The 22,911-nt window shown below is 54.6% G+C and carries 10 protein-coding genes; 1 reads left to right on the top strand and 9 read right to left on the bottom strand.

Annotated elements, in window-relative coordinates; all coding sequences use genetic code 11:
* Positions 1-46 precede the first annotated feature (46 nt).
* From ACIPDS_RS01190 to ACIPDS_RS01155, 8 genes are all read right to left on the bottom strand, one after another.
* Positions 47-769, bottom strand: a complete 723-nt coding sequence (locus ACIPDS_RS01190; protein ID WP_400732039.1) for a DsbA family protein — start codon at positions 767-769, stop codon at positions 47-49.
* Positions 770-775: 6 nt separating this feature from the next.
* A complete protein-coding gene (locus ACIPDS_RS01185; protein WP_400732038.1) occupies positions 776-2,815 on the bottom strand; it encodes a protein-disulfide reductase DsbD family protein in 2,040 nt (679 codons plus the stop codon).
* Between the two features lie 47 nt (positions 2,816-2,862).
* Positions 2,863-3,225, bottom strand: a complete 363-nt coding sequence (locus tag ACIPDS_RS01180) for a hypothetical protein (protein WP_400732037.1) — start codon at positions 3,223-3,225, stop codon at positions 2,863-2,865.
* 294 nt (positions 3,226-3,519) lie between these two features.
* Positions 3,520-4,962, bottom strand: coding sequence for an L-asparagine permease (ansP, locus tag ACIPDS_RS01175; RefSeq protein ID WP_166514329.1), 1,443 nt, complete (start codon positions 4,960-4,962; stop codon positions 3,520-3,522).
* A gap of 337 nt (positions 4,963-5,299) precedes the next feature.
* Positions 5,300-5,905: a transporter gene (locus ACIPDS_RS01170; protein ID WP_400732036.1), complete on the bottom strand. Its 606-nt coding sequence runs from the start codon at positions 5,903-5,905 to the stop codon at positions 5,300-5,302.
* Between the two features lie 237 nt (positions 5,906-6,142).
* The gene (locus ACIPDS_RS01165; RefSeq protein WP_400732035.1) at positions 6,143-7,495 is read right to left on the bottom strand and encodes a TolC family outer membrane protein; all 1,353 of its coding nucleotides are present in this window, start codon (positions 7,493-7,495) and stop codon (positions 6,143-6,145) included.
* Between the two features lie 118 nt (positions 7,496-7,613).
* Complete coding sequence (locus ACIPDS_RS01160) at positions 7,614-8,975, bottom strand: HlyD family type I secretion periplasmic adaptor subunit (protein WP_400732034.1); 1,362 nt, start codon at positions 8,973-8,975, stop codon at positions 7,614-7,616.
* On the bottom strand, positions 8,962-11,151 hold the full coding sequence (locus ACIPDS_RS01155; RefSeq protein WP_400732033.1) for a type I secretion system permease/ATPase: 2,190 nt from the start codon (positions 11,149-11,151) through the stop codon (positions 8,962-8,964). Before ACIPDS_RS01155 ends, ACIPDS_RS01160 begins: the two co-directional genes overlap by 14 nt.
* Before the next feature lie 618 nt (positions 11,152-11,769).
* Between ACIPDS_RS01155 and ACIPDS_RS01150 the strand changes: the two genes are divergently transcribed.
* Entirely contained in the window at positions 11,770-18,387 is a 6,618-nt protein-coding gene (locus ACIPDS_RS01150) for a retention module-containing protein (protein ID WP_400732031.1), read from the top strand.
* A gap of 55 nt (positions 18,388-18,442) precedes the next feature.
* Here the strand turns inward: ACIPDS_RS01150 and ACIPDS_RS01145 are convergent, their stop codons facing one another.
* Positions 18,443-22,864, bottom strand: coding sequence for an autotransporter outer membrane beta-barrel domain-containing protein (locus tag ACIPDS_RS01145; RefSeq protein WP_400732029.1), 4,422 nt, complete (start codon positions 22,862-22,864; stop codon positions 18,443-18,445).
* Between the last annotated feature and the right edge of the window lie 47 nt (positions 22,865-22,911).

The following is a 22,911-nucleotide window of genomic DNA, read 5'->3' as shown; positions in this document are numbered from 1 at the left end:
TCGCCTCTTGTGAAACGGGGGAGCGTGTGTTCCCCCGAATGCCGGTTTAGCGTTTTTTCAGCGCGTCGCTGACCATAGCATCAAATTGTTCAAAGGGAACCCAACCGGACAGCATTTCGTTGCCGATAAGCGTCGCCGGGGTGCCCTGAATCCCTAACTCTTGCGCCAGCATGAGGCTTTTCTTCAGCGTCTGCATGCTCTGCTCATCCGGCTTATTCACCGTCACGCCCGCCTTCGTTTTCGCCTGAGCAATGCTGGCATCATCGTGATAGCCCTTTTTTGCCATCAGGATATCGTTAAATTTCATAAATTGTTCCGGGTGTGCCCGCCAGACGGTTAGCGCGTCGCGTGCGGAGGTCACCGAGCTTTCGGAACGGTACGGCAGGAATTTGAATTGCACCGCCACATCGGGATATTTAGCCACAATCTTTTCCAGATACGGGTCGAATTTCTTGCAGTACGGACAGTTGTAGTCGGTGAAAACCACCAGCGTCAGACGGGGATGCGCCGCACCGATACGCGGTGAATTGGCATCACGAAACAGGAAGTCGGCATTCTTGGCAATCACCTCTTCTAGCTGTTGCTGGTTGGCCTGCGCGTCCTGTTGATCCAGTTTTTCTGCCGCTGCCGCCAGAATTTCCGGGTGGTTTAGCAACGTTTCTTTGACCAGCTCCTGCACGCGAGCCTCCTGCGCCGCGGTGAGCGCGGGCGCGGAAAACGCCTGTGTGGACAGTGAAAGTAAAATCAGGGTGAAGAGTGTCTTTTTCATAATGAATTAACCTTTAGCATTCTTGAGAGCGGTCAGGACGGTCTGCTGAGTGAGCAGCGGCGGCAATATTTGACCGTCGGGCAGCGCGGGGCCGTAAACCTGATTAAAGGGGATCGCGTAGCTGTGACGCTTTTGCAAAAACGCGGTGATCTGTTCGGACGGTTTACTCCAGTCGCCGCGCAGGGCGACAACGTCCGGTTGATTGAGCGCCGCAATGATTTCCGGCTGATTTAGCACCCGCAGTTCATTCACCTTGCAGGTCACGCACCAATCGGCGGAGATATCAACAAACACTCGTTTACCGTCCGTCAGCGCACGCGTGATGGCCTCTTCGCTGAGCGGCTGCCATGTGATGAGTGGATGCGCATCGGCAGTCGATGCCCTCGCCGCATCATCCTGGGTGAGCCCCCGAATCTGGTATCCGCCAAAGGCTGCAAGCGCAATCACCACCAGCCAGAATGCCAACGTGGTGCGCGGTGCGGTGCGAATAAACGCGCCCAGCGCGATAACCGTCAACGCCAGCGTGACAAGCCCGCTAAGCGTGTTCCCCAGATGCTGATTAAGCAGCGTCGCCAGCCATAGGCTGGAGGCCAGCATCATCAGAGCCAGAATCACTTTTAAGCTGTTCATCCAGCGGCCGGGACGCGGCAGCAGCTGCGCCGTTTTCGGGAGAAGCGCGACAAACAGCCACGGTAGCGCCATCCCCAGACCTAATAGCATAAAGATGAGCCACAGATCCCCAAGCGGGGCCGCCAGCGCAAAGGCCACGGCGGTACCGAGAAACGGTGCGGAGCACGGGGTGGCTAAGAGCGTGGCGAAAACGCCTTCAAAGAAGCTTCCCGCCAGCCCATTGCCTCCCGCCGTTGCCATACGTCCGGTGAGGGATGACGGCAGCAGCATCTCAAAGACGCCGAACAGATTGAGGGCGAAGATAAAGGTGACGGCAACCATCAGACCGATAAACCACGGATTCTGGAACTGAATCCCCCATCCCAGTGAAGCGCCGGTGATTTTCAGGGCGGTAATCATCGCTGCCAACAGGGCAAACGAGGTCAGAATCCCGGCGCTGGTCGCCAGGAATCGCAGCCGGATGCGGGCGGTGTCCGTGCCGCCATGGAGCACTGAATTAAGCTTCATGCCCATCACCGGTAGAACGCAGGGCATCAGGTTTAAGATAAGCCCGCCGAGCAGGGCAAACAGTACCATTTGGCCGAGGTTGCCCGTAGAGGCATCAGCGACGGCTGCTGCCTCTCGATCGGCGCCCACCGTGAGCGTGGTTTGCTGCGCCTTGCCGTCATTAGTGAGGACGAAAGAGAGCGTTTTCCCCGCCAGACTGGCGGGTTTTTCGCCCCACTCGTCGGTGACGGGCGTGGTTACAACCAGCGAGCTTCCACTGCTTTTTATTGCCGGTTCACCGGGAATAATGCCGCCCTCGAGCGGGTCAAAATAAATCTGCGCGTCGCGCCACTCCCCCGCCGTGCTGCCGGTTATCACCAGATTGCTGCCAGCAAGATGGGCGGACAGGTCGTCTGAAATACCGCTATCAGCCGGGATAGCGCGCATGGCTTGCGCAAATGCCGCCTCGAAATCGGGGTCGTCCGGCTGGTTGAAATCCAGATGCAGCGGATAGTCCGTTAGCAGACAGACGTTGCTACAGGTGGAGAGCGTCAGCATCCCATCCAGCACATCACCGGCATTTGCGCTGATGACCATCGGGATGACGACCTTCTTGTGGTAGCCCTGGGTGGTTAAGCCTGAAATTTCAAAGCGCGAAGGCACCGGCCAATACCACCGTGCCGTTTCACCCTTTTTCCAGGTGATTTCCGGCGCAACACCGCCTTCTCCTGGCGATCGCCAGTAGGTTTTCCATCCCGATTGCAGCTCGACGGTGAGCAGCCCATGCAATTGATCCTGACTTTTTTGTGCCTGGAAACGTACCCGGGCGTGATCGTTTTGCGGGGCGGTCAGCCACCCGCTATCTGCCGCATGAGCCACGCCCATGCACGACAGCAACAGGAGGACGAATCCCCTGAAGATATTCAGCATTTGTTTTCTCCGTAAATTGAATAATAAGTCGTACTAACGACGATTATTCATTCACGGAAGACGCAGTTTTTGAGGTGGATCCGTAGCGTAGGAGGCCTTGTGGGCGTGTCCCGTGGGACGTACGTCCGTTCCGCAGTCAGTAGTTGCAGCAGGGCCAGAAAGAGAATAACGGCGGGCAATGCGCCATCAAAAAATACGGGCTGCGCGCAGAGCAATGAATTAGCGCTAAGCTGACACGGTGACGGGCCAACCGGCGCATCATCGGGCGCGGGAGAAGAGAGAACCTGAACCGGGCTGGCGGCGTCTTGTAAAAAATGGTGTAGATAGACCGTCCGCTGAGCCAGGCAGATAACCATAGCAAAGCAGGCCAATATCAAAAACCATTTCGCAAGAAGCTGACGATTACGCATAAGTTACCAGATGATTCAGAACAGCCGAATCATAAACAATACAAATCATTGTGCAAGACTTTGCATGTAATGATTTGTCTGCATGGCTCGCGAGTGGTGACGCGCTATATGTGTGGGAATAGCACCAGCGGGTATGGTGGTGAGTTTTTGCATTGCCGACCCGTTGTGCGGGGGTTCCCCGGCGTCGCTGCGCTCGGCCGGGCTACGGTTTATGTAGCCCGGGCAAGGCGTTAGCCGCCTCCGGGGGAAGTGCGGAGCCAATCCCGGCGGCGCTGCGCTTGGCCGGGCTACGGTTTATGGCGCGGTGCGCTCAATTTCCGCAACGCGTTTGCGTACACCATACCAGCCAGCAACCAGCAGGATGGCAATCAGCGGTAGCGAACCAATGGTGTAGGTGCCGTTAGGGTAATCAAATGCCATCAGCACCAGCACGCTTAGCAGGAACAGCAGCGTCAACCACGAGGTAAACGGTGCACCCGGCAGCTTGAAGCTGACGTCGGCGGCCTGTCCGGCTTTGATAGCCTGACGCAGACGAAGTTGGCAAACCATAATAAATGCCCACGAGGCAATAATCCCCAGCGAAGCGAAGTTGAGCACAATCTCAAACACCTGAGCAGGCACCAGATAGTTGAGGAACACCCCGACCACGTACACCACCAGCGTCGCCATGATCCCCGCGTACGGGACATGCTGGCGGCTCATCTTAGCCATAAATTTCGGCGCTGACCCCCCCATCGCCATGGAGCGTAAAATACGCCCGGTGCAATAGAGCCCCGAGTTCAGGCTGGAGAGTGCGGCGGTCAGCACCACGATGTTCATAATGCTGCCGATATACGGCACGCCGAGCTTCGAGAAGAAGGTGACAAACGGGCTCTGCCCTGCCTGGTAAGCATTCCACGGCAGCAACAGCACCAGCAGCACCACGGAGCCAACGTAGAACAAGCCAATACGCCAGATCACGCTATTGATGGCCTTAGGAACCATGGTTTGCGGATCTTTGCATTCGCCCGCCGCGGTGCCGACCAGTTCGATTGAGGCGAAAGCGAACACCACCCCCTGAACCAGTACCAGCGCAGGCAGCAGACCGTGTGGGAAGAAGCCGCCGTTATCGGTAATGAGGTGGAAACCGGTCGCGTTACCATCGAGCGGTTTGCCGCTGCCCAGATAAACGGTGCCGACCACAAGGAAGATAACGATCGCCAGCACCTTAACGAGGGCAAACCAGAACTCCATTTCGGCAAACCATTTCACGCCAATCATGTTCATGGTGCCGACAATCGCCAGCGCCCCTAGCGCAAATACCCACTGCGGCACATCGCCAAACGCGCCCCAGTAGTGCATATACAGCGCCACGGCGGTGATATCCACGATACCGGTCATTGCCCAGTTAATGAAATACATCCAGCCCGCCACATAGGCGGCTTTCTCACCGAGGAATTCGCGAGCGTAGGAGACAAAGCTCCCGCTGGATGGCCGGTGTAATACCAGCTCGCCAAGCGCGCGGAGAATAAAGAAGGAGAAAATGCCGCAGACCAGATAGACCAGCGCCAGCGCCGGGCCGGCCATCTGTAAGCGCGCACCTGCGCCTAAAAATAGCCCGGTACCAATAGCGCCGCCGATGGCAATCATCTGCACCTGGCGGTTACCCATTGCTTTGTGGTAACCCGATTCATGAGAGTTAAGCCAGCGTCGTTTTGCCGCGTGTTGCTCCGTGGCCTGTGTGTTTTGTGTTTCCATCGTTTCCCTGTTACCTGTCTGTTTAAAGGAAGACTTCCGGTTGCGCGAATCGAACGACGATGCGCGATAACGTTGACCATTTTTCCCGTCATTCTGTGTAGGGATAAAATCGCCGCGAAGCATCCTACCTGCAATTAATAAGCGGTGCAAAACATACGCGGATTAGGCCGGCGTAGCTCTCGAAAAACGCGCCACGCGAGAACGCCGCCTTGCGCTGATTCTCAGGTAACCTTCAGGCATAAAAAAACGGCGTCCAACTGGACGCCGCTCAAATAATCTAAGGGTGATGATATTATCCACTAAGTATTAACAAAGTGGTTAACACCTGTAGGGAAAATTAATTTCCTTCCTCGTCAGGTTGTTTGACATGTAATAAATTGACCGTCGCGGCAAGGCACAAAATATAGCCAAACAGCTCGACGCCCTCTTCCACCATATTTTTCACCACGCGAACATAGCCTTCCTGCAAAATATCGTGCCAGAGAACCGACATACCAAACAGTCGGGAGAAAATAAGTACCGTCGCAAGGCCCGCGACCATCAGGCCGTAGGATGGCGTACGGGCATAGTCCACTAATTGTTTTGCCACCAATGAAGGGGTGCGCAGGACATAACCAATGGACACAATACTGCTCAACAGCGCAAACCATACCCAGCTGCCGTGACGGATAAGGTCGAATATACCGTCCAGTTCACGAATCAGCATGGCGAGGAAAAATCCAGCAATCAACACATTACATTGCCGCTGCACGCTGCTTTTACGGACGCGAATGAAGTGAATGACCACAATCAGCAACAGTATCCACTCTTGCACCACCTCGGTGAGTGAGGTTTCAGACAAGCCGTTGTTCATGATGTTGACGTCAACATGCAGGCAAAGCACTGCCGCAGCGACAGCTATAATCAAAAATATGATGCGCAAAAGAAGCTTAATTAAGATCATAAATATCACTAGTTTTTATAAAAAATGTATTTTACATCACTGAAATTTATTGAACTTATCCTTATGTGCCGCATCACCATTAATCGTCGCGGTTTTGCACAGGCGACGGCGCTATTTTAGTCGGGGAAAAGTGACGAAAAAATATTCAGTATAACAATGCCAGGAAGGATAAAAAACGGCGATTACAGTGGGTTAAGTTTTACTTTGGGGGCGCCGGGATAGCGCCCCCGCACATTATTATTTCAGATCGGGTAATTCTGGCTGCGTTTTTTGCGCCACTTCAACCGGCTGTGCCGCAGACGGTGCCTGAATGTTAAGCTGCTTTAACAAATCGCCAATTCGCGCATTGATGCGGTAAGTGGTGAACATCTCCGTAAACTGCATCTCAACATAGCGGCGCTGAGCGTTGAACACTTCATTTTCACTGTCCAGCATATCCAGCAGGCTACGCTCGCCAATGCTGAACTGTTCCTGGTAGGCGGTACGCACCACGGCGCTGCGGTCAGCGTAGTCTTTGGCGATTGGAACCTGCTGACGAGCGTTCTGCCAGGCGTTCCATGACAGGCGCAGTTCTTCATCGAGCTGACGCAGGGCATTGCGTTTAACATCCTGCGCCTCCTGCATTTTATAGGCATAGGATGACAGCTGGGCCTTGTCGCTGCCGCCGTTGAACAGGTTGTAGTTCATTCTCACCATGGCCTGCCATTCCTGATCGTGCCCACGGGTACCGTCGACGTTGTTATCCATTCTGCGTCCCAAATCAATATCAACGCTTGGATAGAAACGTGATTTGGCGGCTTCATACTGCTGGCGAGTGGCCTCAACATCGGCATCCGCTTGTTTGAGCAGCGGACTGTTTTCCAGCATCTGCTTGCGGGCATCAGCCACAGACGCGGGAATGTGTGTGGTCAGCGGCATCGACAGCCCTTCCGCCTCTTTCCCCACCACGCTGAAGTAGTTCGCCTGGGCATCCTGGAGATTGGTTTGTTCGGTCAGCAGATTGTTTCTCGCCTGCGCCAGACGGGCCTGCGCCTGTTCATAGTCCGCCTTGCGCCCTACCCCCTGTTCAGTACGCAGGCGAATCTGGTCGAACACCCGCTCGTGGCTTCGCAGGTTATCTTCCGCCAGTTTCACCATGCGCTGGCGCATCAGGACATCCAGATAGCTCTGAATCGCATTCAGCGCGGTGACTTCGCTGGTATTGAGCACCGAGTAGGCGCGAGAGTTCACCGTCGCCTTTTGACGGGAAACCTCACTGGTGGTGGCAAAACCGTTAAAGACATTTTGACGTAAATTGATCGAGGACTCGCTGCGATGCAGATTGCGACGGTGATCGTCAGCGCCTCGGGTGCTGGCGTTATCGGTCTGCTCCCAGCCCGTACCGGCAGATAAATCTAAGGTGGGTAAATAGCCCCCTTTTGCCGCACGAAGATCCTCATCGGCGGAATAACGACTGTTGACCGATGCACTCACCTGCGGGTGCCATAGCAAACTGTCTTTCACCGCTTGTTCAAGTGATGCCGCATTTGCCGCATGAGAGAACAGCAATGGTAATGAAATGCCGGTCAGCGCCAGAATATGTTTGCTCATAATTTCGTCCTTTTATTAATTTCCCTGATTGCCTGGGGTTAGCCTGGTGTTCTCAAGAGAGAAGATCGCTAAACCCTGTTTGTCTTATAAGAAAACCACATCATTAACCTCACGACTTTTAGCGTTCACGCAGCGCTTCCGCTTTAGCCCGTAAAATCGGTTTTAACAGATAGCTGAGTACCGTCTTTTGCCCGGTCATAATATCCACGGACACCGTCATCCCAGGGATAATCAGCAGCGGCTTATCTTCACTGCCGAGATAATTACGATCCGTTCTTAAGCGGATTTGGTAAAAACTGCGGCCTTCTTTGTCGGTGATGGTATCGGCACTAATATGTTCCAGTGAGCCTTTTAAACCGCCGTAAATGGTGTAGTCATAGGCGGTAAATTTAATCATCGCTTTTTGGCCCGGGTGTAAAAAGGCAATATCCTGAGGGCGTATTTTCGCCTCAACCAGCAGGCTGTCATCAAGCGGCACAATCTCCACCAGTTCGCTGCCCGGCTGGATAACGCCGCCAATGGTGGTGACCAGCATTTGCTGAATAATGCCGCGTACCGGCGAGGTCACCAGCGTCCGGTTGACCCGGTCTTCGATAGCCTTTCCGCTGGCTTCGGTTTTGGCGAGGTTAGTGCGCGCTTCGTTAAGTTGCCCGAGCATTTCACTGCGATAGCGGCCCCGCGCTTCGGCAATCTTATTTTCGATTTCCTTAATCGCCGAGCGGGCGCGGGGAATGGAGTGGGTAACTGAATCCAGTTGCCCCCGCGTTTCCACTTCCGAACGCCGCAGGCGGAGAATTTCGACTTTTGAAATCGCCCCGGCGCTAACCAGCGGTTCAGACATGCGGACTTCTTGCTGAAGCAGCCCCAGGCTATGGCTGAATTGTGTTTTTTTGGCTTCAAAATCCAGCAGTTCTTGTTTTTTTTGCGAGAGCTGCTCTTCCAGCCCCGCAATTTCGCTATTAAAGCGCGCACGCTGGGTATTGAATAATTCTTGCTCCCCACGGGCGATATTTGGCGCCTCGCGGGTGATCTCCTCGCTAATGACCAGCGGTTTATCATCAAGCTGCGCTTCCAGACGTAAGATTTGCGCCATCAATGCATAGCGGTCAGCTTCACTTTCACCGACGTTGGATTTGAAGCGGGTATCATCGAGCCTTAATAGCGGCTGCCCGGCCTCAACAACCTGCCCTTCATGCACGAAAACTTCCGAGACAATCCCCCCTTCCATGTTCTGCACTTTTTGCAGGCGTGAGGAGGGAATGGCTTTCCCTTCACCGCGGGCCACTTCATCAATCGGAGCGTTCGCAGCCCAGACGATCAGCGCGATGAAAAAGGCCAGACATGACCACAGCGTGATACGGGATGACCGGGGCGCATCGCCCATAATCAAGCCGTTGATACCGTTAACGGTCAGATCTTTTTCACCGCTTCCCGTTCCTAATCCACGCAGCCAGTTTTTTAATCCTTTATTGTGTCGCATGGATTTGCCCCTTTTTCAGCGCAGCCAGAACATTGTCCCGTGGGCCATCGGCAATAATGCGTCCCCGGTCGATAATAATAAGCCGGTCAACCAGCGTCAGCATTGAGGCGCGATGGGTGACTAACAGCAACGTGCGACCCACGGTAGATTCCGTCAGCGCCCGCCGCACGGCGTCTTCCGTGGTGTTATCCATCGAACTGGTCGGTTCATCCAGCAGCAATATCGGCGGGTCAAGCAGTAGCGCGCGCGCCAGCATGACCGCCTGGCGCTGTCCGCCGGAGAGGTTAAGCCCACGCTCGCCTACCTGCATGTTGTAACCATCAGGATGCTTACGCGCGAACTCATGAACGCCCGCCAGCTGAGAGGCTTTAAGCATCGCCTCGTTATCCACATAGCTGGCGCCGCTGAGCAAGTTATCGCGCAGCGTGCCGCTGAACAGATGAATATCCTGAGGCCCGTAACCGATGTTGTGCCGCACGTCGTTGACGTCAATTTGGTTGGAATCCATGCCGTCGAGCAGAATTTCGCCGCTGTTGGGCTGGTAAAAACCGATGATGAGCTTAGCCAGAGAGCTTTTTCCCGAGCCGCTGCGCCCGATAATGCCAACCCGCTCGCCCGGTTTTATGGTAAACGACACGTTGCTAAGCGACGGTCGTTTCTGATCCGGGTAGGTGAAGGTGACGTTCTGGAAGGTGATTGCGCCCTGCAATTTTTCACGCGCCACCAGGGGGCGATCGTCCTGGCGTTCCTGCGGTAAATCCATCATCTCTTCGGTGGTGTTCATCGTCATGCGGGCCTGCTGGTAGCGAGTTACTAACCCGCTCAGCTGCCCCATCGGCACCAATGCGCGGCCGTTTAGCATGTAACAGGCAATCAGGCCGCCCATACTGAGGTTGCCATCAATGATCAAATACACGCCCGCCACGATCATCGCGACGCCGGAGAATTGCTGTAACCAGGCGGTGAAGTTCATCGCCAGCGTGGAGAGCGTTTTAACGCGCAGCTCTTTTTGACTGAGCGTGACGAGCGTGCTTTCCCACATGTGCTGCCGTTCGCTTTGCGCGTTATTCACTTTGATGGCGTCAAGGCCACTGAGCGTTTCAATCAGCACCGCCTGCCGTTCCGACGCCAGTTTCATGGTGTCGTTAATGGTCTGGTTCAACGGTTTCTGGATAGCCCAGCTCACCAGCAGCGCTAAGGGGAAAGCGACCAGCGGGATAAAGACCAGCGGGCCACCGATGATGCCAATTACCAGCAGCATCAGCAGCGTAAAGGGCATGTCGATGAGCGTGGCCATGGTTAGCGATGAGAGAAAATCACGCAGTGATTGGATCTCATGGATGTTCTGCGCAAAGCTGCCCATCCGCGCCGGACGCGCTTTCATTGCCATTCCGGTGATCCGCTCAAACAGCGATGCCGAGACAATCATGTCGGTTTTCTTACCGGCAATATCCAGACAGCGTGTGCGCAAGGTCTTGAGTAACAGGTCGAATAAGAATGCGACCGTGATGCCAATCGCCAGCACCCATAGAGTGGATGTGGCCTGATTGGGCACGACCCGGTCATAAACGTTCATCACGAATAATGGCGTGCACAGCGCAATGACGTTAATCAGGAAGCTGGCAACAACCGCATCGATATAAAGAAAACGCGACAGTTTCAGCGTATCGCGAAACCATGTCCGGGTACGTGGCAGCAGCGTTGCTTTGGTTCGCTCGCTCTGGTGAATGGGCTGGATGAACAGCGTGATGCCGGTATATTCTTCAGCCAGTCGCGAGGGATCCAACTCAATTTGCCCGCCCTGGGTATCCCCGGACAATAGCTGGGCCTGCCCGCCCGGCGTCCATCCGCACAGTACCGCTGTACGGTTATTTTTCAGGATCAGGATGGCGGGCAGCGACAAGGCCGTTATTTTACTCAGCTCTCGTTTTAACATCCGCACGCGTAGCCCGGCGCGCGCGGCGGCGCGTGGGAAAACGGGAAGCGTTAAGCGATTATTTTTCAGGGGTAAACCTGCGGTGAGCGAAACGCGGCTTGACGCTTTTCCATATAACGTGCAGACGGCCATCAGGCTTTCAAGAAGCGGATCGTCACACAGCTCACGCTGATCTAATTGAACATCTTCATAGCGTTCAGTGACATCCTTTTCACCAGGGGTCGGTGATTGTAGTGTCATAGTTATATCCTTAATAACAAACCCGACTAAAACCGTTAGTACTTTCTTATTCCTGAAATTACGGGCATTGACTTAGCAGACATTACAATACTTGATTACTCTACCAAATTACCAGATATTCGAGCAGGAATCATTGAGAATATTCTTCAGTAATTCTTTATAATTAGCGCTAATGACAATAACGTAGAATGCTTAAGAAAAACAAATGCAATCTATGTTGAAACATAAATATAAAACAATTAATAACGCGCACCAGCCATTTGTTAAATTAAATAACAATATCAAATATCCAATAAAAACAAGCAGATGAAAGAAAGCTGACGCAGGTTAGCAGATAGGAAACATTAATAAAATCATTGTTGTATTAATCTTAACAGTTAATTACAGCTAATAACAAAACTAAAAAGTGCAATAAAAATAACAACAAGATAAATAAACCCAAAAATAACACATGAATATTATTACTAATGCGACATTGGATATATATATTTAGGGGATAAAAAACTAGACTCATTCTTAAGACCATCAACCGATACGTAATTTTTATTATAAATATGATTACCGGGTGGATTATCTCCACTGTCGACTACGTAATTTGCACTCTAAGGAGAGACCGCTATGTCAACAATTATAGGAACGATAAAGGCAGTTATGGGACAAGTGTGGATCGTCGCAACTGACGGCTCTCGTCGTCTGGCAACAGAAGGCGAACAGGTCATGCGCGGGGAATTAGTCGTCACCGACCAGGGGGCTGCGACCGTAACGTTGCCCAATGGCAAGAATATGGATCTCGGTCGTGGAAGTGAATGGGGTAATGAGGCGGTAGCGGTCTCAGTATCCGGCGGTAGCGATGAGCAGGCCATCGCCGCCGCACAGCAGGCTATCGCCGAGGGCGCTGACCCGACGCAAATTCTGGAAGCGACGGCCGCCGGTAACACCACCATTATTGATTCGTCGTCCGAACCAACAGGAGCCCACAGCGGGCACAGCCACGTTATTCTCGATTTGACCGGCGAAATACTTGATCCTACGGCAGGCTACCCGACCGAAGGGCTCGACGCCGCAAGATCTATGCCTGTAGAAGAAGTTACGCTACTACAGCCCGAGCAAGGCAACGACACCAACGTCGATACCGACACCGATACCCCTATCACCCCACCGCCCTCTCATCCATTACCGGAAGCCAGTATCACTATCGATGTGATTGCGGGTGATAACGTCATCAATATCAATGAGGCCGCCCAGCAAAAAACCGTGATTACCGGGTCAACCGGGCGGGATGTTCAGCCAGGCGATATCGTCACCGTGACGGTCAATGGCAACTCGTACCAGACGCAGGTTACGGCTGACGGGCGTTGGTCCGTTGAGGTGAACACCAGCGATTTGGTGGCATCGGGCGAAGTGCATGCTAGCGTGACGACGTACGACCAGTACGGTAATGAGGCGAGCGCGAGCGCAGAAAGCGCGGTCTCAGTAAATGTTACCGCGCCTGACGTGTCGCTGCATATCGACGTTATTAGCGGTGACGGCTTTGTTAATGCCGCCGAGGCGGAGAAGCCGACCACCACCGTCAGCGGCACCGTTGGCGGGGATGCGAAAGCCGGGGATGTGGTGCATCTGGAAGTGAACGGGATGGACTACCCTGCCACCGTGGTCGTGGGGGAAAACGGCGCGCTGGTCTGGCAGACCGAGGTGGCAACCAGCGATCTGCTTGCCGATCCGCAGGTGAACGGCAGCATTACCATCCGGGATGAGGCGGGTAACGAAGCCACCGCTTACGACGAGGAATCCGTGGTGTTTGATACCACTGCTCCTGACGTCTCGCTGCACATTGATGTTATCAGCGGTGATGGCTATATCAACGCCGCCGAGGCAGAGAAACCGACCACCACCATTAAAGGCACCGTCGGCGGCGACGCCAAAGCCGGGGACGTGGTCCATCTGGAAGTGAACGGCAAGGACTACCCCGCCACCGTCGTCGCAGATGAAAACGGCGCGCTGGTCTGGCAGACCGAGGTCGCTACCGGCGATCTGCTTGCCGACCCGCAGGTGAACGGCAGCATTACCATCCGGGATGAGGCGGGTAACGAAGCCACCGCTTACGATAAGGAATCCGTGGTGTTTGATACCACGGCTCCTGACGTCTCGCTGCACATTGATGTTATCAGCGGTGATGGCTATATCAACGCCGCCGAGGCGGAGAAACCGACCACCACCATCAGCGGCACCGTCGGCGGCGACGCCAAAGCCGGGGACGTGGTACATCTGGAAGTGAACGGGAAGGACTACCCTGCCACCGTGGTCGTGGGGGAAAACGGCGCGCTGGTCTGGCAGACCGAGGTCGCTACCGGCGATCTGCTTGCCGACCCGCAGGTGAACGGCAGCATTACCATCCGGGATGAGGCGGGTAACGAAGCCACCGCCGTTGATGATGAGTCCGTGGTGTTTGATACCACTGCTCCTGACGTCTCGCTGCACATTGATGTTATCAGCGGTGATGGCTATATCAACGCCGCCGAGGCAGAGAAACCGACCACCACCATCAGCGGCACCGTCGGCGGGGATGCGAAAGCCGGGGATGAGGTGCATCTGGAAGTGAACGGTCAGGACTACTCTGCCACCGTGGTCGTGGGGGAAAACGGCGCGCTGGTCTGGCAGACCGAGGTCGCCACCAGCGATCTGCTTGCCGACCCGCAGGTGAACGGCAGCATCACCATCCGGGATGAGGCAGGCAACGAAGCCACCGCCATTGATGATGAATCCGTGGTGTTTGATACCACGGCTCCTGACGTCTCACTGCACATTGATGTGATCAGCGGTGATGGCTATATCAACGCCGCCGAGGCAGAGAAACCGACCACCACCATCAGCGGTACCGTCGGCGGGGATGCGAAAGCCGGGGACGTGGTACATCTGGAAGTGAACGGTCAGGACTACTCTGCCACCGTGGTCGTGGGGGAAAACGGCACGCTGGTCTGGCAGACCGAGGTCGCCACCAGCGATCTGCTTGCCGATCCGCAGGTAAACGGCAGCATTACCATCCGGGATGAGGCGGGTAACGAAGCCACCGCTTACGATAAGGAATCCGTGGTGTTTGATACCACGGCTCCTGACGTCTCGCTGCACATTGATGTGATCAGCGGTGATGGCTATATCAACGCCGCCGAGGCGGAGAAACCGACCACCACCATCAGCGGCACCGTCGGCGGCGACGCCAAAGCCGGGGACGTGGTGAATCTGGAAGTGAACGGTCAGGACTACTCTGCCACCGTGGTCGTGGGGGAAAACGGCGCGCTGGTCTGGCAGACCGAGGTCGCCACCAGCGATCTGCTTGCTGACCCGCAGGTGAACGGCAGCATCACCATCCGGGATGAGGCGGGTAACGAAGCCACCGCCATTGATGATGAATCCGTGGTGTTTGATACCACGGCTCCTGACGTCTCACTGCACATTGATGTGATCAGCGGTGATGGCTATATCAACGCCGCCGAGGCAGAGAAACCGACCACCACCATCAGCGGTACCGTCGGCGGGGATGCGAAAGCCGGGGACGTGGTGAATCTGGAAGTGAACGGTCAGGACTACTCTGCCACCGTGGTCGTGGGGGAAAACGGCACGCTGGTCTGGCAGACCGAGGTCGCCACCAGCGATCTGCTTGCCGATCCGCAGGTAAACGGCAGCATTACCATCCGGGATGAGGCGGGCAACGAAGCCACCGCCATTGATGATGAATCCGTGGTGTTTGATACCACGGCTCCTGACGTCTCACTGCACATTGATGTTATCAGCGGTGATGGCTATATCAACGCCGCCGAGGCGGAGAAACCGACCACCACCATCAGCGGCACCGTCGGCGGCGACGCCAAAGCCGGGGACGTGGTGAATCTGGAAGTGAACGGTCAGGACTACTCTGCCACCGTGGTCGTGGGGGAAAACGGCGCGCTGGTCTGGCAGACCGAGGTCGCCACCAGCGATCTGCTTGCCGACCCGCAGGTGAACGGCAGCATCACCATCCGGGATGAGGCAGGCAACGAAGCCACCGCCATTGATGATGAATCCGTGGTGTTTGACACCACGCCTCCTGACGTCTCGCTGCACATTGATGTTATCAGCGGTGATGGCTATATCAACGCCGCCGAGGCAGAGAAACCGACCACCACCATCAGCGGCACCGTCGGCGGCGATGCGAAAGCCGGGGACGTGGTCCATCTGGAAGTGAACGGCAAGGACTACCCCACCACCGTCGTCGTGGGGGAAAACGGCGCGCTGGTCTGGCAGACCGAGGTCGCTACCGGCGATCTGCTCGCCGACCCGCAGGTGAACGGCAGCATTACCATCCGGGATGAGGCGGGTAACGAAGCCACCGCCATTGATGATGAATCCGTGGTGTTTGATACCACGCCTCCTGACGTCTCGCTGCACATTGATGTGATCAGCGGTGATGGCTATATCAACGCTGCCGAGGCGGAGAAACCGACCACCACCATCAGCGGTACCGTCGGCGGGGATGCGAAAGCCGGGGACGTGGTCCATCTGGAAGTGAACGGCAAGGACTACCCCGCCACTGTCGTCGCAGATGAAAACGGCGCGCTGGTCTGGCAGACCGAGGTGGCCACCAGCGATCTGCTTGCCGACCCGCAGGTGAACGGCAGCATCACCATCCGGGATGAGGCGGGCAACGAAGCCACCGCCATTGATGATGAATCCGTGGTGTTTGACACCACGCCTCCTGACGTCTCGCTGCACATTGATGTTATCAGCGGTGATGGCTATATCAACGCCGCCGAGGCGGAGAAACCGACCACCACCATCAGCGGTACCGTCGGCGGCGATGCCAAAGCCGGGGACGTGGTCCATCTGGAAATCAATGACAACACCTACACCGCGAAAGTGGTGGCGGACGCAGACGGTAACCTAATCTGGCAAACCGAGGTCGACACCCGCGATTTACTTAAAGACCCGATCGTCAACGGCACTATCACCATCACCGATGTAGCTGGAAACGAAGCTACAGCAACTGATAGCGAGCCGGTCATCATCGATACCGAGATCGACGTTAAGGTCACCATCGACCCGGTCACCGGCGACGATTTCCTGAGCTTTGCAGAAACTAACCAGCTGCCGGGTCAACCAGAGCCAGTCATCAAAGTGACTGGCACCGTTACCGGAGAGGCTAAGGCGGGCGATATCGTCAATGTTAAAGTCGGCGAGGTGACACAGCAGGCAACGGTCACCGATGATGGTAAGGGTAATCTGGTCTGGGAGAGCGAATTCACGGCTAAAAATCTGATGAATAACCCGGAAGTCACGGCATCCATCAGCATTAGCGATCCGGCAGGCAACACGGCTAGCCACTCGACCGAACGTTCCGTCACCATCGAAACCGGCAATCTCATTACCGGCGATGAAAAAGACAACGTGATTGATGGCAGTGATAGCAGCGATATTATTATCGCCGATACCCAGGGCTTCCAGCAGATACCGGGACAGAATTACAACATTGCCTTCGTGGTGGACAGTTCCGGCAGCGTGGGGGCGGCTGATATTAAAAGTATCATCGCCTCTCTCACCACCGTCTTTAACGCTCTGCATCAGAACGCGCAGTTGGCGAACGCTGGCGATGTGAAAATCCTGCTGGTCGATTTTGACGCTCAGGTGAACTTCGCCGTCTCGGTGAATCTTAAAGATTCCGGGGCCTTAAAAACGCTGACCGATGCCTTAGCCAAAATGACCAGCGGCGGCGGCACCAACTATGAGGATGCGTTTAAAACCACCGCAAACTGGTTCCATGACGTCTCTTCTGACAACAGCGAGAACCTGACCTACTTTATCACTGACGGTAAACCTACTTACTATCAGGATGATAAAACCAGCATAGACGTGGATGGTCGTACCGGTAGGAACGACGTTGTCACTCTCGATGTCACCAAAATTGATTATCATCCAGGCCAGGTGGTCTCGATGACTATCAACGGCGTTAGCCGTGTGGTCATTGATGCGAGCGGTAACGTGTATAGCTGGAACGGCAATAACCGGACAAATGTTGGCACCATGCGAGCGGACGGTAAAGGGGGTTACGAGATATCCGTGCGTGCGGGTAACGGCAGCAGCACGACAACCGATACCACCAGTAACTCCATCTCTGCCTTTGGCTTATTAATGGCGATGTGCGGCAACGTCGAAGCCATCGGTATCAACAACGGTATTAGCGCAAAAGATCTTATCGCCTACGATTCCGATGGAAAAGTGACGGCGGGGATCTCCGCAACCGAACTGGCCAACGCGATTCTCGGCGGTGACTATGTGCAGATGGCGGGTGCGCAGGATACCGTTCACGGCAACGGCGGCAACGACATTCTGTTTGGCGACATGGTGCAGTTTGGCGACAAAACCGGGTATGCCGCTATTCAGGAGTATGTTGCTGGCAAACTCAATATTCCCGTGAGTCAGCTGGAAGTGTCGCATATCGCGCAATATATCACCGAGCACCCCGCCGAGTTCGACCAGTCTCAAGCGGATGGCGGTAAAGACGTACTGTTCGGCGGTGTTGGTGACGATATCCTCTACGGCGGCGGCGGTGACGACATTCTGGTCGGCGGCAGCGGGGATGATGTCCTCTTTGGCGGTAAAGGCGATGACATTCTGATTGGCGATGGTTTTGACAGTCTGATCGGCATGGCCAACCACATGAATACTCCCGTCGACCAACTGACGTTCGATAAAGTGGCTGACTATGTGACCCAGCATAGCGACGAACTTGGCGCAATGGGCTCAGGCAATGACAAACTCTACGGCGGCGAAGGTAACGATATCCTGATTGGCGGCGGAGGCAACGATCTTCTCAACGGCGGTGAGGGTAACGACCTGCTGTTCGGCGGAACGGGCAATGATATTTTGATCGGTGGAAAAGGCAATGACACCCTGTACGGCGGCGCGGGCAGCGACACCTTCACCTGGCTTAAAGGTGACGATGGGCACGATGTCATAAAAGACTTCCGCGCTGACGAAGGCGACCGCATAGATTTAAGCGATCTGCTGGGCGATGTTGCCAATAACGATCTGGCGTCTTACATCAAAGTCAGCGATGACAATCACGGTAACACGGTGATTGAAATTAACACCAACGGGCAGATGCAAAGCGGAAACTCAACCATGAGTATCACCGTAGAGAACTGTGCGGCGGCGGATATTGATATTAATAGCCTGATTGCGAAACCGGATGCACCGGTGATTTAACCCTCACGAAACCGCCCCAACCTGTCGGCTGGGGCGGTTTTTCATACCCGTAAGATTAAAAAGCGTATTTTATTCCCACCATCCCCTGCGTATCGCTGTAGCCTTTATCGCCCACCTGCTGCGCGACGTTCCCCCACAGTTGCAGGTTTTGATTCAGCTGGCCTTCCACACCGGCTTTTAGCTCACCGATATTGCGTGTGCCTTGCTGGCGGCTGGTGACGCCGTTCATGCTGACGCCGTAGCTGCCGGAGTTGTGGATCCAGTTGGCTTCGACAAAGGGCTGGAACTCACGCGTTTTTCCGTCATCAATAGCGTTATGCCCTTTGATGTAGGCTCTCACGCCCAGACGCGTTTGCAGGTTGCCGTCATTTTTACCTTTCACGCGCGTGCCGTTGGCCTCCGTATGGTTATCCGCCTGCACGCCCATCCAGGTGATCTGCGCTTTTGGCTGCAACCACCAGCTGGAACGCCCATCCTGACGCGGCCCCATCAGATAGCTGTAACCGCCTTCCACCGAGGCTGTAAATCCGGCCGAGTTGTACTTCTCGCTCGCCAGCCCCTGGCCTGTGACGCTGTTTTTAAACCAGTTATATAAAACCCACGAGTCAAGGTAGCTACCGGTTTTATCCTCATCGTTCGCATACCAGGTTCCATAAACACCGACGCTGTAGCCGTCGACGCGCCCCCGTGAGCGGTACTGGCTCACGTTCGATTGGGTATTACTCTGCGCGTTGCCGTAGCCTGCCATCAGCCCCAGATGCCAGCGATCCAGACCATCATCACTCCACTGCGCAAGGTCGCCGCCCAGTTGTACAACATAACGGTTAGTTTGCGTGTGGAGCTGGTTTTGCGCCGTATCAAAGCGCGTATGACCACCAATCTGACGCAGCCACAGGCTGGTCACTTTCTCCTCGCCGGTCAGCAGGTCGGTATACTGCGTGTCACCGATGCGGTCATGCAAACGGAGGTTAAACATCGTGTTGGCTGCCGCCAGGTTGCCAAGATAAGACCCGATTTCAGGGCGGTATGTCGCCGGGCCGGTAGGCGCAACCGGGCCAACAGGATCCGTCGGGTCGGTTGGGTCCGTGGGATCGGTTGGGTCAGTTGGATCCGTAGGGTCGGTCGGGTCAGTTGGGTCGGTGGGATCCGTTGGATGCGTCGGATCGGTCGGCGCCATGGTGTTCGTCAGATACCAGTTATTGTGGCTGCTGTTACTGCCATCACCCCGGCCAAGAAAATATTCATAGCTGCCCGCGACAATACGCCCCGACTGAACAAACTCCCCCGCAGACAGTCCGCCCACTTCAATCACCTCAATACCGTTTAGCGTCTTAGCCCCCGTTCCCCCGGCGTTATGAATCAACACGTTGGTGGTTCCTGAGGTATCCCCGTTCACCACCAGTTTATCCGTTGGCGAAAAGTCGTTGCCCAGCGCGGTATTCATCACCAGCGTGCTGTTATCTCCGGCATAGTTCTCCGCGATGGTCAGCGTGTTGAATTGGTCAGAGCCACGGAGATCGACGCGCGAGTTATTGGCGGTAAGATGGGTGATAGCGCTGTTTGTCCTCATCGCCCAGGTTGATTGATTGAGGGTAATATTGGATGACGCCCCCGCGGCATGATCCGTCAATATCGCATTGGTTAATGAGGAATTCGTGGCGCTCAGCGTGCTGTCGTGAGCAGCAAACTGTGCCAGCAGGTCGCCATTCGCCGTCACTTCTGAACCTTCGATAACAAATTCGGCCCGCTGCGAGTCGCTGTCGCTCCAGGTGTAAAATAAGGCATCGTTATCGGTGGTAAGAGTGCTGTTCGTTAAGTGGAAAAGGCCGTCCCGTTCAATGCCCACCATCGCGTGGCCCTGCGAGTTGCCGGAAACGTTCATGCCCGAGATAGCGATATCGCCACCGTCTTTTGCCAACAAACCATACCGACCGTTACCGTCGACATCGAGGAGATGCTGGCCATTGCCCTGGATGAAAATTTTGCCGCCTTCCGATAACACGCCATACGACCCGTTATGCGTGGCCTCAATATTCATCCCAACCACGTTTATCGTCGCCGCGGCGTTGGTCGTATCCTTTGAGTCATAAGCAAACAGGCCCGCACCTTCATTGTACTGCGCACCGTGGTTATCGTTATTGTTGACCTGCAAGGTATGAGACCCGGATTGGCTCACCACATTGATCTCGGCGCCATTGCTCGCTTTGATTCCGGCGTCAGGGCTGTTATCAACCAGAACATCCATATCCATGATATCCAGCCGGGAGTGGTAACCATCAGCAATACCGTTGACGTTAATGCCGATACCCTCTTTTTGGGCACCGTTGACCGTTTGATTCCCCGAAACGGTCAGCGTATTGCCGGTATTGCTGACGATCGACATCTGCCCACCGCTATTAATATCGATGCCGTAGCGACCGTTGTCGTTGATAGTGACCTGCATGTTTTTGATTTCAATAGCGGCGGGTTTTGCCGAAGTCCCCTGATTGGTGATGCCTTCAATGGCGACACCGGCGTCGTAGGTATCCGACTCGGTGGATTTATTGCCAATAACATCAAGTCGTTGTGAGCCATCGCCGGTGATGCTAATCACCCCGCCATCACGCGCATAGAGGCCGTAAACGCCGTTATCATTGGCTTCTACATGCATATTTTTAATGACAATAGCGGCTTGCTTTTCCGGCGTATTCGCAGAAACACCGTGTGCCAGTAGCCCGGCGCCATACGACCATTCATCCAGCGTGGCCGCCGTATACTGCCGATTGGCGTTGGCGATTAAGGTGTTATTCCCCGATTGGCTTTCAATATGAATGACGCCGCTATTGGCTGCCACTACCCCTTCACGCTCATTATTGTTGGCAATGATATCCATATCTTTAATCATAAGCGTTGCGACATCGCCTGATGTGCTATCGGCCCCTTTCGCATGCAGACCTTTTCCCAGGTCCTGCCCGTTATCGGTCGCCATTCTGGTGTTATACACCTCCAGCAGGTGCTGTCCGCTGGTGCTGCTAATATTGACGATCCCCCCATCGCGGGCGGCAATACCCTGGTAAGCCTGATCGTCTACCCGAATATTCATATCCTGGATAGCGATAGTCGAACGGTCGCCGTTGGACGCTGAATGGTCGGCAATAATGCCATTACCCATGTTGCCATCCGCGCTGTTATTAGCGGCCACCTCAATTTTATTATTTTCGACGCCGACGATATTCACGACGCCGCCTTCCGTTGCGCGGATGCCGTGATAATCGTTGTCACGAACCTTGATATCCATGCCGGTAATATTGATGGTGCTCTTGAGGTCGTCATAAAGGCTACTGACACCTTTCGCGATGATTCCCGCCCCAAAGGCCCAGGGGTTGTCCTGGGAGGTCACATTAGCGATGGCCTCAAGCAGCTGGGTGCCATCGCCGCTGAGCGTGAGCATCCCGCCTTCGGTGGCGGAAAGACCGTAACGACCATTGTTGTTGGCTTGCACATTCATGTTCTGCACGACAAGCTGGGAAGCCTTGCCATCGGCTGCGCCCTGAACCTCAATTCCCGCGCCTTCCGTCCATGAGGTCGCATGGTTTTTATTGCCGTTAGCCTGAAGTGTATTCTGGACGTTTTCCGCGCTGATAATAGTGGCGGTGCTGCCTTCCGCTACCTGTAGACCATTTCGACCATTGTCCTTTATCTGAACATCCATGCCTTTGATATTCAGTGACGAGTTTCCTTTTACAATAATGCCGCCATCGCTATTCAGGCCATTCTCAATGACATGTAAATACTGGCGCCCATCCCCCAGGAGATCTACGCGTCCGTTGTTCCATGCCATAATCCCTGCTAATCCGTTGCCCTTCACCTCGGTGTTCATATTGATTATGTTCACCCGCGCCCCATCTTCTGACCAAATGCCACCGCCCCAGCCCACGCTGGCATTATTGTTATTCACAGAAAGGAACGAGCTATTGTTAGCTTTACCGGTAATGTTAACGGCGCTGCCAGCAGCATAAGCGAAAATTCCTTTACCCGCGTTATTGTTGAACTCAACCTGGGAAGCCTCGTTAATGGAGAACTGACCCGCGGTATCGGCGCGAATGCCGTTATTTGCATTACCATTGGAGCTGACGTTTATGTTGTTGAGAATAAAGTCAGCATTGGACTCCACCAGAATCCCTTCCCAACGATTGTTGTTCGCCTGGAATAGAATGTCAGGACTCATGCTGTTTAACGTTATCGATGCGCTATTAGAAAAGAATACCCCGGCGTTATTATTGCTGACGTCGATATTTTTTCCGGTACGGATTTCAGAGTCTTGCTCCCCTTCGGCTCGCAGCGCGCTGACGTAATTGTCAGATAAATTATTAAGAATCAGACCATCATTCCAGACATAATCACCTTGAGTAATATGGTAGGTCTGCTGTGCCCAGGCTCCCTGCCCGGCCACCGCCATAAAAAGCATATGTGTGATCACAACATTTTTATATTTCATTGGCTACGTCTCCTTACGTATAAAATCTGAAATGACAGGCGTTATTA

The sequence above is a fragment of the Kluyvera sp. NPDC087067 genome (assembly GCF_044745165.1).
Taxonomy (GTDB): Bacteria; Pseudomonadota; Gammaproteobacteria; order Enterobacterales; family Enterobacteriaceae; genus Kluyvera.
The sequence above is the reverse complement of the archived record's forward strand: the minus strand, read 5'-3'. Positions and strand labels throughout refer to the sequence as shown.

Coding starts and splice junctions, on each gene's coding strand:
- ACIPDS_RS01185 (WP_400732038.1), bottom strand. CDS start 2,815: ATGCTGAATATCTTCAGGGGATTCGTCCTCCTGTTGCTGTCGTGCATG.
- ACIPDS_RS01160 (WP_400732034.1), bottom strand. CDS start 8,975: ATGCGACACAATAAAGGATTAAAAAACTGGCTGCGTGGATTAGGAACG.
- ACIPDS_RS01150 (WP_400732031.1), top strand. CDS start 11,770: ATGTCAACAATTATAGGAACGATAAAGGCAGTTATGGGACAAGTGTGG.
- ACIPDS_RS01170 (WP_400732036.1), bottom strand. CDS start 5,905: ATGATCTTAATTAAGCTTCTTTTGCGCATCATATTTTTGATTATAGCT.
- ansP (WP_166514329.1), bottom strand. CDS start 4,962: ATGGAAACACAAAACACACAGGCCACGGAGCAACACGCGGCAAAACGA.
- ACIPDS_RS01165 (WP_400732035.1), bottom strand. CDS start 7,495: ATGAGCAAACATATTCTGGCGCTGACCGGCATTTCATTACCATTGCTG.
- ACIPDS_RS01155 (WP_400732033.1), bottom strand. CDS start 11,151: ATGACACTACAATCACCGACCCCTGGTGAAAAGGATGTCACTGAACGC.
- ACIPDS_RS01145 (WP_400732029.1), bottom strand. CDS start 22,864: ATGAAATATAAAAATGTTGTGATCACACATATGCTTTTTATGGCGGTG.
- ACIPDS_RS01190 (WP_400732039.1), bottom strand. CDS start 769: ATGAAAAAGACACTCTTCACCCTGATTTTACTTTCACTGTCCACACAG.
- ACIPDS_RS01180 (WP_400732037.1), bottom strand. CDS start 3,225: ATGCGTAATCGTCAGCTTCTTGCGAAATGGTTTTTGATATTGGCCTGC.